This is a genomic window from Pseudomonas putida (genome assembly GCF_028682455.1).
In the GTDB taxonomy this organism is placed as follows: domain Bacteria; phylum Pseudomonadota; class Gammaproteobacteria; order Pseudomonadales; family Pseudomonadaceae; genus Aquipseudomonas; species Aquipseudomonas putida_AA.
Map to the genome: position 1 here is coordinate 904,434 of NZ_JANHLD010000003.1, position 14,599 is coordinate 919,032.

Below are 14,599 nucleotides of genomic sequence, written 5' to 3' on the forward strand. Positions count from 1 at the left end.
CGGAACGCTGTGACGTAGATCCGACAGGCATAAGCAGGAAGGTCGCGCGAATTACCCTGGGAGATCTGTACGTTTGCCATTGTGCTACCGCGCGTCGAAAGGCGACGGGATGAGCGTGCAGAAGTCAGCCGAAGCCGTAGTAAGTGGCGGTTAACCGCGCCACCAAGGGCCGAACAGGTTATGCCGCCAGTAGGCGTCGCCGTCTCGTTGGTAACCGTAATGCAGAAATTTCCCACAGCGGAAACTGTCATCCCGAGCTCCGGCCAGAAGCCGAGGGTGACGCCTGACAGTGCAAAGGTATCGACGGCGTCCGTGACGTGGACGAACGCGGAGCCGGACACGCTGATGGAGCGGGTGCTTGCACCGGCCAACCTCAGACGTGCGTATCAACGCGTGGTCAGCAACAAGGGAGCACCGGGTGCCGATGGCATGACGGTTGCTGACTTGGCGGGCTACGTGAGACAGTATTGGCCAACCCTCAAGGCCAGGTTACTGGCCGGTGAATACCAGCCCCAAGCAGTGCGAGCGGTTGAAATTCCCAAGCCGCAGGGCGGCACACGGCAACTGGGAATCCCCAGCGTCGTGGATCGCCTGATCCAGCAAGCACTGCAGCAGCAGCTCACACCTATCTTCGACCCACTGTTCTCGGACTACAGCTATGGTTTTCGTCCGGGCAGAAGTACGCATCAAGCCATCGAGATGGCTCGTGCTCATGTGACAGCGGGACACCGCTGGTGCGTGGAACTCGATCTGGAGAAGTTTTTCGATCGGGTCAATCACGACATCCTCATGGCCTGCATCGAACGTCGGATCAAAGACAAGTGCGTACTCAGGCTTATCCGCCGCTACCTTGAAGCCGGGATCATGTCGGGCGGTGTCGTCAGCCCACGGCAGGAGGGGACGCCGCAAGGCGGCCCGCTTTCGCCGTTGCTGTCGAACATCCTGCTCGACGAACTCGACCGCGAGCTGGAGCGACGGGGCCATCGCTTCGTACGTTATGCCGATGATGCGAACATCTATGTACGCAGTCCCCGGGCCGGCGAACGGGTGTTGGTCAGCGTCGAGCGCTTCCTGAGAGAACGTCTGAAGCTGACGGTGAACAGGAAGAAAAGCCAAGTGGCAAGGGCGTGGAAGTGCGACTACCTAGGCTATGGGATAAGCTGGCACCAGCAGCCAAGGCTGCGCGTGGCAAGGATGAGCCTAGACCGCTTACGCGACCGGCTCAGAATGCTGCTGCGCAGCGTACGGGCTCGCAAAATGGCGACTGTCATCGAGCGGATCAACCCCGTCCTGAGAGGCTGGGCTAGCTACTTCAAGCTCAGCCAGAGCAAGCGGCCGCTTGAGGAACTGGATGGTTGGGTCAGGCACAAACTCCGCTGCGTCATCTGGCGTCAATGGAAGCAGCCTCCCACGAGGCTGAGAAACTTGATGCGCCTGGGGTTGAGCGAGGAGCGTGCCAACAAGTCAGCCTTCAATGGCCGAGGTCCATGGTGGAATTCGGGAGCGCAACATATGAACTACGCGCTGCCAAAGAAACTGTGGGACCGGCTCGGGCTGGTCTCGATACTGGATACGATTAACCGGCTTAGCCGCGTAACCTGAACCGCCGTGTACGGAACCGTACGCACGGTGGTGTGAGAGGACGGCGGGTGTGAATCCGCCTCCTACTCGATTTGCGCGCCGTGGCAGGCTGGACAGTCACGCAGGGTACCGGCACTCTTGGCGTTGCCAAGGAGCCCGGTGCCATCATGTTCAAGCGTCTTGTTCTGTTGCTGTGCAGTTGCCTGTCGTTCGCCCACGTTGCCCGTGCGGACGACCCCGTGGTGCTGCTGACCGAGAATTTCCCGCCCTACAACATGTCGATCAATGGCAAGAGCTTTGCCCGCGACGACGGTATAAACGGTATCGCCACCGATATCGTGCGCGAGATGTTCAAACGCGCCGGGGTGCCCTATACCCTGACGCTGCGCTTCCCCTGGCAGCGTATCTACCAGCAGGTGCTGACCACCCCCGGCCATGGGATTTTCGTCATGGCTCGCCAGTCCGAGCGCGAGGCGCTGTTCAAATGGGTAGGCCCGATCGGCCCGGATGACTGGATCCTGCTGGCGCCAGAGGGCAGTGACATCACGCTGAGCAGCCTGGAAGACGCCCGGCGCTATCGGATAGGCGCCTACAAAGGCGATGCGATTGGCAACTTCCTCACCAACAAGGGGCTCAAGCCGGTGTTGGCGCTGCGCGACCGCGACAACGCGCAAAAGCTGATCAAGGGCGAGATCGACCTGTGGGCCAGTGGCGATCCGGCCGGGCGCTATCTGGCCAGGCAGGTGGGCGTCAACAACCTCAAGACCGTGCTGCGCTTCAATGGCGCCGAGCTGTACCTGGCGCTGAACAAGCAGGTACCCGACGAGGTGGTGCGCAAGCTCCAGCTAGCCCTCGAGCAGATGCGCAGCGACGGCTTCGTCGACGCGGTGTTCGCCCGCTACTTGTAGAGGCCGTTGCGACCGTGGCCAGGCATGGCCCGGTTGCTGCGTTCGGCGATCATCTGGCGAATCTCGATCCATTCGATGCCCTGGGCCTTGAGCCTGGGCAGTTCGCGTTCCAGCACTTCCAGCGTCTGCGGATAGGGGTGGCCGATCAGCACGGCCGAGCCTTGCCTGCGTGCCAGGGCAATGCCCTGCTGCAGCTGCCCGGCGATGGCCTCGGGGGTGCGTACATCATCCAGGAACACATCCCGCGAGACACTGGCCAGGCCGATGTTCTGCGCCGACTTGGCCGCCACGGTCGCGGCGCTGGTGCGGCTGTCGACAAAAAACAGGTCGCGCCTTTGCAGCTCGCCCATCAGCCAGGCCATGGGGCCGGCTTCGGCGGTCATGCGGCTGCCCATATGGTTATTGATGCCTGCGGCGTAGGGCACCTTGGCCAGGGCGGCGTTGAGCCGGCGCTCCAGTTCCGGTAGCGGCGTGCCGGGATGCCAGGCGTAAGGGCCGGTGGCCGGGTCCATGGGCATGTGCAGGATCACCGTCTTGCCGGCGCGATGGGCCTGGCGGGCGAAGTCGGTGGCGTGCGGAGTGTCGGGCATGATCGCCAGGGTTACCGGCCCAGGGAGCGCCAGGGTGCGCGAATCGCGGGCCGGGTTCTGACCGAGGTCGTCGATGATCAGGCTGAGGTAGGCCTTGGCCGGTTGAGCCGGTGCCGCCAGGGCGACACCGCTCGACAGGTACAACAGGATGAACAGCAGGCAACGCATCAACTGGCCTTATTTACCCTGGGTAATGCTCAGGCCCTTGAGCAGGCTCAAAGCCTGGCTGAGCTGGAAGTCATCGTCCTGTGGGCGCGCCTTGCTGCTGCCCGCCTTGCCGGACGGGCGGTCGGCGCCGCCGTTGCCGTTGCCCAGGTGGCCTTGCAGGTCGGCTTCCTTGAAGTTGTCGTTGTCTTGTTCAGCGGTGATCTTGGCGCGGCGCACCTCGATATCCGGAACAATCCCCTGGGCCTGGATCGAGCGACCGTTGGGGGTGTAGTACAGCGCGGTGGTGATCTTCAGGGCACGGTCGTTGTTCAGCGGCAGTACGGTTTGCACCGAACCCTTGCCGAAGCTGTCTGTACCCATTACCACGCCGCGTTTCTGGTCCTGCAGGGCGCCGGCGACAATTTCCGATGCCGAGGCGCTGCCGCCGTTGATCAGCACTACCAATGGCACTGCCTCGCTGGCGTCGGCCGGGTCGGCCGAGAAGCGCAGCTCGGAGTTGGCGATGCGGCCCTTGGTGTAGACGATCAGGCCCTTGGTCAGGAAGTGGTCGGCCACTTCTACCGCCGATTGCAGGACGCCGCCGGGGTTGTTGCGCAGGTCCAGTACCAGGCCGCGCAACTTCTTGCCGTTGTCCTTGCGCAGCTTGGCCAGGGCCTTGCCGACTTCTTCGCCGGTCTTGACCTGGAACTGGGTGATGCGGATGTAGCCGTAGCCGTCTTCGAGCAGCTGGCTCTTGACGCTCTTGACCTGGATGACCGCGCGGGCGAGGGTCACGTCGAAAGGATTGCCGCCATCGCGTACCAGGGTAAGGGTGATCTTCTCGCCCACCTTGCCGCGCATCTGGTCGACGGCCTCGGTCATGGTCTGGCCGCGGGTTGGGTGGCCGTTGATCTTGACGATCAGGTCGCCAGCCTCGATGCCGGCACGAGAGGCCGGGGTATCGTCGATGGGGGAGACCACCTTGACGAAACCATCTTCCATGCCGACTTCGATGCCCAGGCCGCCGAATTCACCGCTGGTGCTTTCCTGCAGCTCCTGGAAGTCTTCAGGGCCCAGGTAGGCCGAGTGCGGGTCGAGGTTGCTGAGCATGCCCTTGATGGCGTTCTCCAGCAGGGTCTTGTCATCCACGGGTTCGACATAGGCTGCCTTGATCCGGTCCATGACTTCGGCAAAGGTGCGCAGCTCGTCCAGCGGCAGCGGCGCCTTGGCGGTCGCCGCCGAGGCCGGTACCGCGGCAGGCTTGGCAGGCTCGGCCGCCTGGGCCAGGGACGCGCCAAGGACCATGGCGATGGTCAGGGCCAGCGAGGTGAGGCGAGGCGAATACAGCATGTCGAACGAACTCCTGATCCTGGTAGCGCTCCGCGGGGAGCTTCGGCGTAGCCCAGTAGTGCGCTACGCCGCTAAATAGGGGGTTGGTGGTACCTATCCTTGGGCACGGCACCATTGTGCCGGGTCGCTGGGGCGACCCTGCTGGCGGATGGCGAAGTACAGTCCCGAGCTGTCCTGGCCGCCGCTATTGCCGACGGTGGAGATAGCCTCGCCGGCCTTGACCACGTCTCCGGCGCTTTTGAGCAGGCTCTGGTTATGACCGTAGAGGCTCAGGTAACCGTTACCATGGTCGAGAATGACTAGAAGTCCAGCGCCGCGCAACCAGTCGGCAAACACCACCCGCCCGCCATGCACGGCACGCACCTGGCTGCCGGGAGAGGCGCTGATCATCACCCCGTCCCATTTGGCCCGCGAATCGCCGCCGCGGGTTTCACCAAAGCGCGCAAGCAATCGACCATTGACCGGCCATGGAAGTTTTCCCCGAGCTGAAGAAAAAGCGCCGCCGAAGGTTTCGCCGCTGCTGGAAACCAGTGGGCCGGGCATTGGCTTGGGCTTTTTCGGGGCGTCGCTGTTGGCGGCCAGGGCTTCACGCTGGCGTTGCTTTTCTGCTTCCTGGGCGGCCAGCAGCGCCTTCTGGCGGGCTTCTTCCGCCTCGCGGGCCTGGCGGGCGAGGGTTTCCTCGATGGTCTTGAGGACTTTGCTCAGGTCGGCCTGGTCCTGTTCCCGAGCTTGCAGCTTCTGGTCGCGCGCCTTCACATCGTTATTGAGCTTGGCCAGCACCTGCTGGCGCTCGGCGCGCACCTTTTCCAGCTCCTGGCGCTGGGCATCGAGATTGCCTTGCTGGGCCAGCAACTGGGCCTGCTGCAGGCTGATGTCCTGTTCCACATTGGCCAGCTGGCGCAGGGTTTCGTTGAAATTGCGCAACTGCTCCAGGCGCGCCTGGCTCAGGTAGTCGTAATAGGTCAGCGTGCGGGCGAATTTTTCCGGATTCTGCTGGTTGAGCAGCAGCTTGAGGTATTCCTCGCGGCCGTTCTGGTAGGCCGAACGGGCCTGGATGGCAATCAGGCGTTGTTGTTCAACGCGGGCGCTCTGGAGTTTTTTTTTCTCGTGATCAAGGCGCTCCAGCTCGCCTTCAGTCTTTTTTAGTTCCTGCTGCAGGGCCTCCACCTGCTTTTCCAGCTTGCCGATGTCGGTTTCTGTGCTGCGCAGGTCTTTCTGCACACCGGATTTTTCCTGCTGCAACTTGCCAAGCATCTTTTTCAGCTCGGCAATGTCCTGGCGCGTGGCGTCCAGTTGCTGCTGGGTTTGCGCGCGCTCGTCGGCAAAGGCCGGGCTGAGCAGGCAAGACAGGGCTAGTACGATCAGGGCGCGAAACATGGAGTGGGCGGCACCAGGGATGGAGACGGGCCTAGTATGCCCGCCACAGGCTGCAAAAAAAACGGCTTTAGCTCCAAGCGGCAAGCAAAAAGCGGCAAGAAAAGCGAGCGTGCGCCCGCTGTTTCTTGCCGCTTGAAGCTTGCTGCCTGGCTCTTCAGCCGTCGATCAAAATCGACGTGCCGGTCATTTCTGCAGGCTTTTCCAGGCCCAGCAGCTTGAGCATGGTCGGCGCCACGTCCGCCAGTACGCCACCTTCACGGACCTTCAGGTCACGCTTGCCGACATAGATGAACGGTACCGGCTCGGTGGTGTGCGCGGTGTGCGCCTGGCCGGTGCATTCGTCTTCCATCTGCTCGACGTTGCCGTGGTCGGCGGTGATCAGCGCTTCGCCACCGACCTTGTCGAGGGCTTCGACGATGCGCCCGACGCACAGGTCCAGGGCTTCGACGGCCTTGACTGCGGCTTCGAACACGCCGCTGTGACCGACCATGTCGCCGTTGGCGTAGTTGACCACGATCACGTCGAAGCGCTGCTGCTCGATGGCTTCGACGATGCGGTCGGTGACTTCCGGGGCGCTCATCTCAGGCTGCAGGTCGTAGGTGGCGACCTTCGGCGACGGGATCAGGATACGTTCTTCACCTTCGAACGGCTCTTCGCGGCCACCGGAGAAGAAGAACGTCACGTGGGCGTACTTCTCGGTTTCGGCGATGCGCAGCTGGGTCTTGCCATTTTTCGCCAGGTACTCGCCGAGCACGTTGTTCAGGCTGCCCGGGGCGAACGCGGCCGGGGCCGGGATCTTCGCCGAATACTGGGTCAGGCCGATGTAGGCGGCCAGCTTGGGCAGGCGTGCGCGCGGGAACTCATTGAAGTCGGCTTCGACGAACACGCGGGACAGCTCGCGGGCACGGTCGGCGCGGAAGTTCATGAAGATCACCGCGTCGCCGTCTTCGACCTTGACGGCTTCACCGATGCGCGTGGCCTTGACGAACTCGTCGCTCTCGTCACGGGCGTAGGCGGCTTCAAGGCCGGCAACGGCGGAGTCGGCGCTGTATTCGGCGACGCTGTCGACGATCAGGTTGTAGGCAGTCGATACGCGGTCCCAGCGGTTGTCGCGGTCCATGGCGTAGTAACGGCCGATGAGGCTGGCGATGCGGCCCTTGCCCAGCCTGGCGAAGGTGGCGTCGAGCAGCTCGATCGAGGATTGCGCGCTCTTGGGCGGGGTATCGCGGCCGTCGAGGAAGGCGTGCAGGTAGATCTTCTCGGCGCCACGTTGTGCGGCCAGTTCGGCCATGGCGATCAGGTGGTCCTGGTGGCTGTGCACGCCGCCATCGGAGAGCAGGCCGAGGATGTGCACAGCCTTGCCGGCGCCTGCGGCCTTGTCGACCGCACCGCAGAGCACGGCGTTCTCGAAGAACTCGCCGTCCTTGATGGCCTTGGTTACCCGGGTGAAGTCCTGGTACACCACGCGGCCGGCACCGAGGTTCATGTGGCCGACCTCGGAGTTGCCCATTTGCCCGTCAGGCAGGCCGACGTCCATGCCGGAGCCGGAGATCAAGCCGTGCGGCTGGGTGGCGCGCAGGCGATCGTAGACTGGCGTGTTGGCCGAATAGATGGCGTTGTAGTCAGGGCTTTCGCTGTGACCGAAACCATCCAGGATGATCAGGACCAAGGGTTTTGGCGTGCTAGTCATCAATCCCACTCACGGTTGTTCAGATGATAAAGACACGCATTTTAGGGCAAATTGGTCACGAATGACGAATTAACCTTGTTTGGCACCGGGCACGGGCCGACGGACTGTAGCCGCTTGGCGGGATTTACTGCCCATGAGCCGGTCGGGCGGGCTTTGGCCGACCTTGGGTGCTGTGTATACTGGCCAACATTTTTAATGGCCTGGAACACCTTCCGATGGTTGCTCACCTGATTGAATTCGCAACAAAACACTATTTGCTGGTCGGTATTTTCATCGTTCTGTTGGTGCTGCTGATTATCCACGAAGCGCGCAAGGGCGGCCGCAGCCTCAGCACAGGCGAGCTGACCGCACTGGTCAACGCCGACAAAGGCCTGGTGATCGACATCCGTTCGACCAAGGACTACTCGGCCGGCCACATCGTTGGCGCCCTGAACATTCCGCAGGACAAGTTCGCCGCTCGCATGGGCGAGCTGGAAAAGCACAAGGCCAAGACCCTGATCGTGGTCGACGCCATGGGCCAGCATGCCGGCACCACTGCCCGCGAACTGCTCAAGGCCGGCTTCACCGCTGCCAAGCTGTCGGGCGGCGTGTCGAGCTGGAAGGCCGACAACCTGCCGTTGGTGAAGTGATATGAGCGACGTCATCGTCTACTCCAGCGATTACTGCCCCTACTGCTCGCGGGCCAAATACCTGCTCGAGAGCAAAGGCGTGGATTTCAAAGAGATCAAGGTCGATGGCAAGCCGCAGGTGCGCGCCGAGATGAGCCAGAAGGCCGGCCGCACTTCGGTGCCGCAGATCTGGATCGGCAGTACCCACGTCGGCGGTTGCGACGACCTGTATGCCCTTGAGCGCGCCGGCAAGCTCGACGCCTTGCTCAAGGCCTGAACCAGAACCCCTATAAAGACCCTGGAAAGAAGGATCTGTCATGACTGATCAACAGAACAACGACGCCGCCGCCGCAGCTGAAGACAACTCGCCACAATTCTCCATGCAGCGCATCTATGTGCGCGACTTGTCGTTCGAAGCGCCGAAAAGCCCGGCGATCTTCCGTCAGCAGTGGGAGCCAAGCGTTGCCCTGGACCTGAACACCAAGCAGAAGGGCCTGGAAGGTGACTTCCATGAAGTCGTACTGACCTTGTCGGTGACCGTGAAGAACGGTGACGAAGTTGCCTTCATCGCTGAAGTCCAGCAAGCCGGTATCTTCCTGATCAAGAACCTGGACGCGGCCTCAATGAGCCACACCCTGGGTGCCTTCTGCCCGAACATCCTGTTCCCCTACGCGCGTGAAGCCCTGGACAGCCTGGTAACCCGCGGCTCGTTCCCGGCCCTGATGCTCTCGCCGGTCAACTTCGACGCCCTGTACGCCCAGGAAATGCAGCGCATGCAGGAAGCGGGCGAAGCCCCTTCGCTGCAATAAGTTCTGTGCTGTAGCGAAAAAGCGCCCTGATGGGCGCTTTTTTTATCCATGTGGGAGCGGGCTTGCCCGCGAGGGGCTGCCTCAAACAAACCCCTGCTGCCGCCACGCCTCATACACCGTCACCGCCACCGTATTGGACAGGTTCAAGCTCCGGCAGCCTTCGCGCATCGGCAGGCGCAGGCGCTGTTCGGCGGGCAGGCTGTCCAGCACCTCGGCAGGCAGGCCACGGCTTTCCGGCCCGAACAAAAAGGCATCGCCTGGCTGGAACGCCACTTCGTGGTAAGGGTGCGACGCTTTGGTGGTGAAGGCGAACAGGCGAGGCTGGCCGAGGCTTGCCAGGCACGTGGCAAGGTCGGCGTGACGCTTGAGGGGCGCATACTCGTGGTAGTCCAGCCCGGCGCGACGCAGACGCTTGTCGTCCAGCTCGAAGCCGATGGGCTCGATCAGGTGCAGGTGGCAGCCGCTGTTGGCGCACAGCCTTATAATGTTGCCGGTATTCGGCGGAATCTCTGGTTGGAAGAGGATGACGTGAAACATGCACGGCTCCGAATATAAAGATGGCGAGCATTCTACTCCTGAACCGGACCCGCGTTCGCAGCTATGGCCACGGGTGCTGTTTTCCCTGGCCATTCTCGGCATGTTGGTGGGCTTGATGATCGGCAGGCTGACCGCGCCAGAGCCGCGAGTGCTGGAGCAGGTGCAGGTGGTGGAGGGCGGTCTGGACCTGTGGTTCAGCGAAGAACCCAAGCTGCATGGCGAAGAGGTCGAAGGCACCCTGGCGCTGCTGTTCGATGCCCAGGGCAAGGCGGCGGGAGGCCAGTTGCTGCTGCAGGGCAAGCCTGTCAGCTGGCGGGTTCAGAAGAGTGATGGCGGGTTGCTGGTGACCCTGGTCGCGGCCCGCCCCCTGCACGGCGACTGGGCCGGTGCAGAGGACGATGGGCGTTGGCGAGTGCAGGTGCGACTGCGCGAATAAAAGAGGGGAATCCCCGGCCTGCCTGTACCAAGGTCCCCAAAACGGTTGGTACTCATACTAATGCAGGCTGTGTGCCAATTTTGTTGCAGCGCGCAAAATGGTGGTTTCGGCGGGGTTGGGCGTGATCTGGTCGGGAATTTGTGCGTTGGGACGGTGCATGGGGCACAGCTTCGGTGCAGTTTCGCGGGTCAAGCCGGCTCCACAGGCACAAACAATGGATATGCGGCCCCGCCTTATCGCGGGGCAAGCCCGCTCCTACAGGTCGTCGCCATCCTCGTCACTGCCGTCGACCTTCATCCCCAACTCCTTGATCTTGCGTGTCAGGGTGTTGCGTCCCCAGCCCAGCAGCACGGCCGCGTCACGACGGCGTCCGGCGGTGTGCTTGAGGGCTGTCTCGATCATGATCCGCTCAAAGCTCGGCACCGCGCTGTCGAGCAGGCTCGACTGACCGCGTGACAACGCCTGGTCGGCCCACTGGCGCAGGGCCTGTTCCCAGTTGGTCACCGGGGCGGCGTCTTGCGGCAGGTTCAACAGCTCCGGCGGCAGGTCGCCGACATGCACCTCCCGGCCCGAGGCCATCACGGTGATCCAGCGGCAGGTGTTCTCCAGCTGGCGGACGTTGCCGGGCCACGGCAGATTGCGCATGTACTCTTCTGTCTCGGCCTTGAGCAGCTTGGGCTCAACTGCAAGCTCCTGGGCTGCGCGGCCGAGGAAGTGGCGGGCCAGGGTCGGAATGTCTTCGCGACGGTCGGCCAGGCGAGGGATATGGATGCGGATCACGTTCAGGCGGTGGAACAAGTCTTCACGAAACTTGCCGGCCTGGACCAGGGTTTCCAGGTTTTGGTGGGTGGCGGCAATGATGCGCACATCGACCTTCACCGGTACATGGCCACCGACCCGATAGAACTCGCCGTCTGCCAGCACCCGCAGCAGGCGCGTCTGGGTGTCGGCCGGCATGTCGCCGATTTCGTCGAGAAACAGCGTGCCGCCATCGGCCTGCTCGAAGCGGCCGCGGCGCAAGTTGGCCGCGCCGGTGAAGGCACCTTTTTCGTGGCCGAACAGCTCGGACTCCATCAGGTCCTTCGGAATGGCGGCCATGTTCAGGGCGATAAAGGGGGAGGCCGCGCGCGGGCTATGGCGGTGCAGGGCGTGGGCGACCAGCTCTTTACCGGTACCCGACTCGCCATTGATCAACACGGTGATGTTGGAGTGGCTCAGGCGACCGATGGCGCGGAAAACCTCCTGCATCGCCGGCGCCTCGCCGATGATTTCCGGGGTGCGGGTCAGGGTCGGGGCCACATCCAGGCCTTGCTGTTCCTGAGCGTGCTGGTTGGCGCGCTTGACCAGCGATACCGCCTCATCGACGTCGAACGGTTTTGGCAGGTACTCGAATGCCCCGCCCTGGTAGGAGGCTACCGCGCTGTCGAGGTCCGAATGAGCGGTCATGATGATCACCGGCAGGCGCGGATGCTGCTCGCGGATCTGCGCCAGCAGGTCCAGGCCACTGGCCCCGGGCATGCGGATGTCGGAGATGATCACGTCCGGCTGCTGGCGCGCCAGGCGGCTCATGACGCCGTCGGCACTGTCGAAACTCTGGGTGGTCATGCCTTCTTGTTGCAGGGCTTTTTCCAGGACCCAGCGGATGGAGCGGTCATCGTCGACGATCCAGACGGTTTCACTACGGCTCATGAGGCGGAGGCTCCTTGTTCCAGTGGCAGAAAGATCGAGAAGGTGGTGTGGCCGGGATGGCTGTCACACTCGATCAGACCCTGGTGCTGGCTGATGATGTTCTGGGTGATGGCCAGGCCCAACCCGGTACCGTCCGGACGGCCGCTGACCATGGGGTAGAAGATGGTTTCCTGCAGCTCGGCCGGGATACCCGGGCCGTTGTCGATGATCTCGACCTTGGCCACCAGGCGATGCCGGGTGTGGCCGATAGTGAACTGGCGCATGGCCCGGGTGCGCAGGCTGATGCGGCCCAGGCGCAGCTCGTTCTGGCCGCTGATCGCCTGCATGGCGTTGCGCACGATATTGAGGACCGCCTGGATCATCTGCTCACGGTCGATCAGCACGTCCGGCAGGCTTGGGTCGTAATCGCGCACCAACGTGATGCCGCCCTGGCTTTCGGCCTCCACCAGGCTGCAGACACGTTCGAGCACTTCGTGGATGTTGGTCATCGCCAGCGACGGCAGCTTGTTCGAGCCGAGCATGCGGTCGACCAGGTTGCGCAGGCGGTCGGCCTCTTCGATGATCACATTGGTGTAGTCCTTCAGGCCTTCTTCGGGCAACTCCCGAGACAGCAGCTGCGCCGCGCCGCGAATGCCGCCCAGCGGATTCTTGATCTCGTGAGCCAGGCCACGCACCAGCATCTTGGTGGTCTCCTGCTTGGACAGCTGGGCCTCCTCCTTGGTGATGCGCAGCAAACGATCGCGGGGGTGAACCTCGAGCAACAGCAGGGTCTGCCCTTTGCTCAGGATCGGCGTCACCGCGTAGTCGACGGTTTGGGTCTGGCCGGTCAGGGAGGTCAGCTGCGCTTCGCGCTTGGTGAAGGGGTGGGCGTGTTCCACCGCCTGGCGCAGGGAGTTGAGCGCTTCAGGAGACTCGGTGAACAGCTCGCTGATGAATTGCCCATGGCTGCGCTGGCCGCTGATGGCCAGGAGCATTTCCGCTGCCGGGTTCATGTACTCAAGGCGCAGGTCGGCGTTGAGCAGGATGGTGGCAGTGGTCAGGTTGTCCAGTAGCAGTCGGTGCAGGGCATCGCTGATGGTCATGGGGCGTCTGTGACCTCTTTTGGCGCGAGCGACTCGGGTGGGTGCCCAGGAGCGCGCGTGCGGGTAATCTGCGGTTACAAGGAAAATGCAAAAATTAAACCAAAGCTCCGAAAAGAAGCGTAATCCCCTGAAATGGGGCCATGGCTGCGCAGGAAATCACTGATTTGCCGGGCATTGGCAGATATTTGAACCAAATTGGGCTGTTTCCCGGTTGGTGCAGCTGGGTTATGCACCACTATAGAGCACGCAGGGTTTTCCGCGGGACAAGCCCGCTCCTGTCGGGCGGGCTTGCGCCGAAACGATTCCAAAGGCAAAAAAAAGGCCTCCCGATGGGAGGCCTCTTTACGTCACGTCACCGAATCAGCAGCTGTAGTACAGCTCGTATTCCAGTGGGTGTACGAAGGTGCGGACCTTGATTTCTTCTTCGCTCTTGAGCTCGATGTAAGCATCGATGAAGTCGTCGGAGAACACGCCACCTTTGGTCAGGAACGCACGGCCCTTGTCCAGCTCTTCCAGGGCTTCTTTCAGGCTGCCACAAACCTGTGGGATTTCCTTGGCCTCTTCAGGCGGCAGGTCGTACAGGTTCTTGTCGGCGGCATCGCCTGGGTGGATCTTGTTCTGGATACCGTCCAGGCCGGCCATCAGCAGTGCGGCGAAGCACAGGTACGGGTTGGCAGCCGGGTCCGGGAAGCGCGCTTCGATACGGCGGGCTTTCGGGCTGGAAACGTAAGGAATACGGATCGAAGCGGAACGGTTGCGAGCCGAGTAGGCCAGCATTACCGGTGCTTCGAAGCCAGGTACCAGACGCTTGTAAGAGTTGGTGGCCGGGTTGGTGAAGCCGTTCAGGGCCTTACCGTGCTTGATGATGCCACCGATGAAGTACAGGGCGGTATCGGACAGGCCGGCATAGCCTTCACCTGCGAAGGTGTTCTTGCCGTCTTTCCAGATGGACATGTGGACGTGCATGCCCGAGCCGTTGTCGCCGTACAGTGGTTTGGGCATGAAGGTCGCGGTGCGGCCGTAGGCGTCGGCAACGTTGTGCACGACGTATTTCAGGGCCTGAACTTCGTCGGCTTTCTTCACCAGGGTGTTGAACTTGACGCCGATTTCGTTCTGGCCGGCAGTCGCTACTTCGTGGTGGTGAACTTCGACGGTCTGACCCATTTCTTCCAGTGCGTTGCACATGGCAGTACGGATTTCGTGGTCGTGGTCGAACGGCGGAACCGGGAAGTAGCCACCTTTGACGCCTGGACGGTGGCCTTTGTTGCCGCCTTCCACGTCCTGGTCGGACATCCACGAGCCTTGCTCGGAGTAGATCTTGAACATGGAGCCGGAGATGTCGGACTTGAACTTCACTTCGTCGAAGATGAAGAATTCAGGCTCTGGACCTGCGTATACGGTGTCACCGATCAGGGTGCTTTTCAGGTGCTCTTCGGCGCGGCGGGCGATTGCACGTGGGTCGCGGTCATAGCCCTGCATGCTGGCAGGGTCGATGATGTCGCAGGTCAGGATCAGGGTCGGCTCTTCGGTGAACGGATCCAGTACGGCGGTGGAGTCGTCCGGCATCAGGATCATGTCGGAGGCTTCGATGCCTTTCCAGCCGGCGATGGAGGAGCCGTCGAACATCTTGCCGGTTTCGAAGAAGTCTTCGTCCAGGCCGTCACGGGCAGGCATGGTGACGTGATGCTGGGTGCCCTTGGTGTCAGTGAAGCGCAGATCAATCCATTTAACGTCATGATCTTTGATGAGTTGAACCGACTTCGACATGGTGTCCTCCGGGGTGGGGTGAGCTTGC

The 14,599-nt window shown here is 62.3% G+C and carries 14 protein-coding genes; 6 read left to right on the top strand and 8 right to left on the bottom strand.

Going from position 1 to position 14,599, the window contains the following annotated elements:
* Positions 1 to 180: 180 nt before the first annotated feature.
* A complete protein-coding gene (gene ltrA, locus NPS58_RS21260) occupies positions 181 to 1,602 on the top strand; it encodes a group II intron reverse transcriptase/maturase (RefSeq protein WP_003253430.1) in 1,422 nt (473 codons plus the stop codon).
* A 146-nt stretch (positions 1,603 to 1,748) separates the two neighbouring features.
* Positions 1,749 to 2,489: a substrate-binding periplasmic protein gene (locus NPS58_RS21265; RefSeq protein ID WP_274117247.1), complete on the top strand. Its 741-nt coding sequence runs from the start codon at positions 1,749 to 1,751 to the stop codon at positions 2,487 to 2,489.
* Here the strand turns inward: NPS58_RS21265 and NPS58_RS21270 are convergent.
* From NPS58_RS21270 to gpmI, 4 genes are all read right to left on the bottom strand, one after another.
* The gene (locus tag NPS58_RS21270) at positions 2,480 to 3,247 is read right to left on the bottom strand and encodes a divergent polysaccharide deacetylase family protein (RefSeq protein ID WP_274117248.1); all 768 of its coding nucleotides are present in this window, start codon (positions 3,245 to 3,247) and stop codon (positions 2,480 to 2,482) included. The two genes, NPS58_RS21265 and NPS58_RS21270, sit on opposite strands and share 10 nt — an antisense overlap.
* A 9-nt stretch (positions 3,248 to 3,256) precedes the next feature.
* Positions 3,257 to 4,576: a S41 family peptidase gene (locus NPS58_RS21275; protein ID WP_274117249.1), complete on the bottom strand. Its 1,320-nt coding sequence runs from the start codon at positions 4,574 to 4,576 to the stop codon at positions 3,257 to 3,259.
* 93 nt (positions 4,577 to 4,669) lie between these two features.
* Positions 4,670 to 5,953: a murein hydrolase activator EnvC family protein gene (locus NPS58_RS21280; RefSeq protein ID WP_274117250.1), complete on the bottom strand. Its 1,284-nt coding sequence runs from the start codon at positions 5,951 to 5,953 to the stop codon at positions 4,670 to 4,672.
* 154 nt (positions 5,954 to 6,107) lie between these two features.
* Positions 6,108 to 7,643 (bottom strand): 2,3-bisphosphoglycerate-independent phosphoglycerate mutase, encoded by a 1,536-nt coding sequence (gene gpmI / locus NPS58_RS21285; RefSeq protein ID WP_274117251.1) that lies wholly within the window; start codon positions 7,641 to 7,643, stop codon positions 6,108 to 6,110.
* Between the two features lie 215 nt (positions 7,644 to 7,858).
* Here gpmI and NPS58_RS21290 point away from each other — a divergent pair, with 215 nt between their 5' ends.
* The 3 genes from NPS58_RS21290 to secB are packed head-to-tail and all read left to right on the top strand — an operon-like array spanning position 7,859 to position 9,060.
* Positions 7,859 to 8,272 (top strand): rhodanese-like domain-containing protein, encoded by a 414-nt coding sequence (locus NPS58_RS21290; protein WP_028943969.1) that lies wholly within the window; start codon positions 7,859 to 7,861, stop codon positions 8,270 to 8,272.
* Position 8,273: 1 nt separating this feature from the next.
* Positions 8,274 to 8,528 (top strand): glutaredoxin 3, encoded by a 255-nt coding sequence (grxC, locus tag NPS58_RS21295; RefSeq protein WP_028943970.1) that lies wholly within the window; start codon positions 8,274 to 8,276, stop codon positions 8,526 to 8,528.
* A gap of 40 nt (positions 8,529 to 8,568) precedes the next feature.
* Positions 8,569 to 9,060 (top strand): protein-export chaperone SecB, encoded by a 492-nt coding sequence (gene secB / locus NPS58_RS21300; protein WP_274117252.1) that lies wholly within the window; start codon positions 8,569 to 8,571, stop codon positions 9,058 to 9,060.
* A gap of 81 nt (positions 9,061 to 9,141) precedes the next feature.
* Here the strand turns inward: secB and NPS58_RS21305 are convergent, their stop codons facing one another.
* Positions 9,142 to 9,597: a tRNA (cytidine(34)-2'-O)-methyltransferase gene (locus NPS58_RS21305; protein WP_274117253.1), complete on the bottom strand. Its 456-nt coding sequence runs from the start codon at positions 9,595 to 9,597 to the stop codon at positions 9,142 to 9,144.
* Here NPS58_RS21305 and NPS58_RS21310 point away from each other — a divergent pair.
* Positions 9,596 to 10,033, top strand: coding sequence for a hypothetical protein (locus NPS58_RS21310; protein ID WP_274117254.1), 438 nt, complete (start codon positions 9,596 to 9,598; stop codon positions 10,031 to 10,033). The two genes, NPS58_RS21305 and NPS58_RS21310, sit on opposite strands and share 2 nt — an antisense overlap.
* 255 nt (positions 10,034 to 10,288) lie before the next feature.
* On the opposite strand, the gene ntrC is transcribed toward NPS58_RS21310, so the two are convergent.
* The 3 genes from ntrC to glnA all read right to left on the bottom strand — a co-directional run bounded on the left by ntrC (position 10,289) and on the right by glnA (position 14,571).
* Positions 10,289 to 11,722 carry a nitrogen regulation protein NR(I) gene (gene ntrC, locus NPS58_RS21315; RefSeq protein WP_274117255.1) on the bottom strand — a complete coding sequence of 478 codons (1,434 nt, stop codon included), beginning with the start codon at positions 11,720 to 11,722 and terminating at the stop codon, positions 10,289 to 10,291.
* Positions 11,719 to 12,804, bottom strand: coding sequence for a nitrogen regulation protein NR(II) (gene glnL, locus NPS58_RS21320; protein ID WP_274117256.1), 1,086 nt, complete (start codon positions 12,802 to 12,804; stop codon positions 11,719 to 11,721). The genes ntrC and glnL overlap by 4 nt, the downstream gene beginning before the upstream one ends.
* Before the next feature lie 360 nt (positions 12,805 to 13,164).
* On the bottom strand, positions 13,165 to 14,571 hold the full coding sequence (gene glnA, locus NPS58_RS21325) for a type I glutamate--ammonia ligase (protein ID WP_274117257.1): 1,407 nt from the start codon (positions 14,569 to 14,571) through the stop codon (positions 13,165 to 13,167).
* Between the last annotated feature and the right edge of the window lie 28 nt (positions 14,572 to 14,599).

Coding starts and splice junctions, on each gene's coding strand:
- ltrA (WP_003253430.1), top strand. CDS start 181: ATGCCGCCAGTAGGCGTCGCCGTCTCGTTGGTAACCGTAATGCAGAAA.
- NPS58_RS21265 (WP_274117247.1), top strand. CDS start 1,749: ATGTTCAAGCGTCTTGTTCTGTTGCTGTGCAGTTGCCTGTCGTTCGCC.
- NPS58_RS21270 (WP_274117248.1), bottom strand. CDS start 3,247: ATGCGTTGCCTGCTGTTCATCCTGTTGTACCTGTCGAGCGGTGTCGCC.
- NPS58_RS21275 (WP_274117249.1), bottom strand. CDS start 4,576: ATGCTGTATTCGCCTCGCCTCACCTCGCTGGCCCTGACCATCGCCATG.
- NPS58_RS21280 (WP_274117250.1), bottom strand. CDS start 5,953: ATGTTTCGCGCCCTGATCGTACTAGCCCTGTCTTGCCTGCTCAGCCCG.
- gpmI (WP_274117251.1), bottom strand. CDS start 7,643: ATGACTAGCACGCCAAAACCCTTGGTCCTGATCATCCTGGATGGTTTC.
- NPS58_RS21290 (WP_028943969.1), top strand. CDS start 7,859: ATGGTTGCTCACCTGATTGAATTCGCAACAAAACACTATTTGCTGGTC.
- grxC (WP_028943970.1), top strand. CDS start 8,274: ATGAGCGACGTCATCGTCTACTCCAGCGATTACTGCCCCTACTGCTCG.
- secB (WP_274117252.1), top strand. CDS start 8,569: ATGACTGATCAACAGAACAACGACGCCGCCGCCGCAGCTGAAGACAAC.
- NPS58_RS21310 (WP_274117254.1), top strand. CDS start 9,596: ATGCACGGCTCCGAATATAAAGATGGCGAGCATTCTACTCCTGAACCG.
- NPS58_RS21305 (WP_274117253.1), bottom strand. CDS start 9,597: ATGTTTCACGTCATCCTCTTCCAACCAGAGATTCCGCCGAATACCGGC.
- ntrC (WP_274117255.1), bottom strand. CDS start 11,722: ATGAGCCGTAGTGAAACCGTCTGGATCGTCGACGATGACCGCTCCATC.
- glnL (WP_274117256.1), bottom strand. CDS start 12,804: ATGACCATCAGCGATGCCCTGCACCGACTGCTACTGGACAACCTGACC.
- glnA (WP_274117257.1), bottom strand. CDS start 14,571: ATGTCGAAGTCGGTTCAACTCATCAAAGATCATGACGTTAAATGGATT.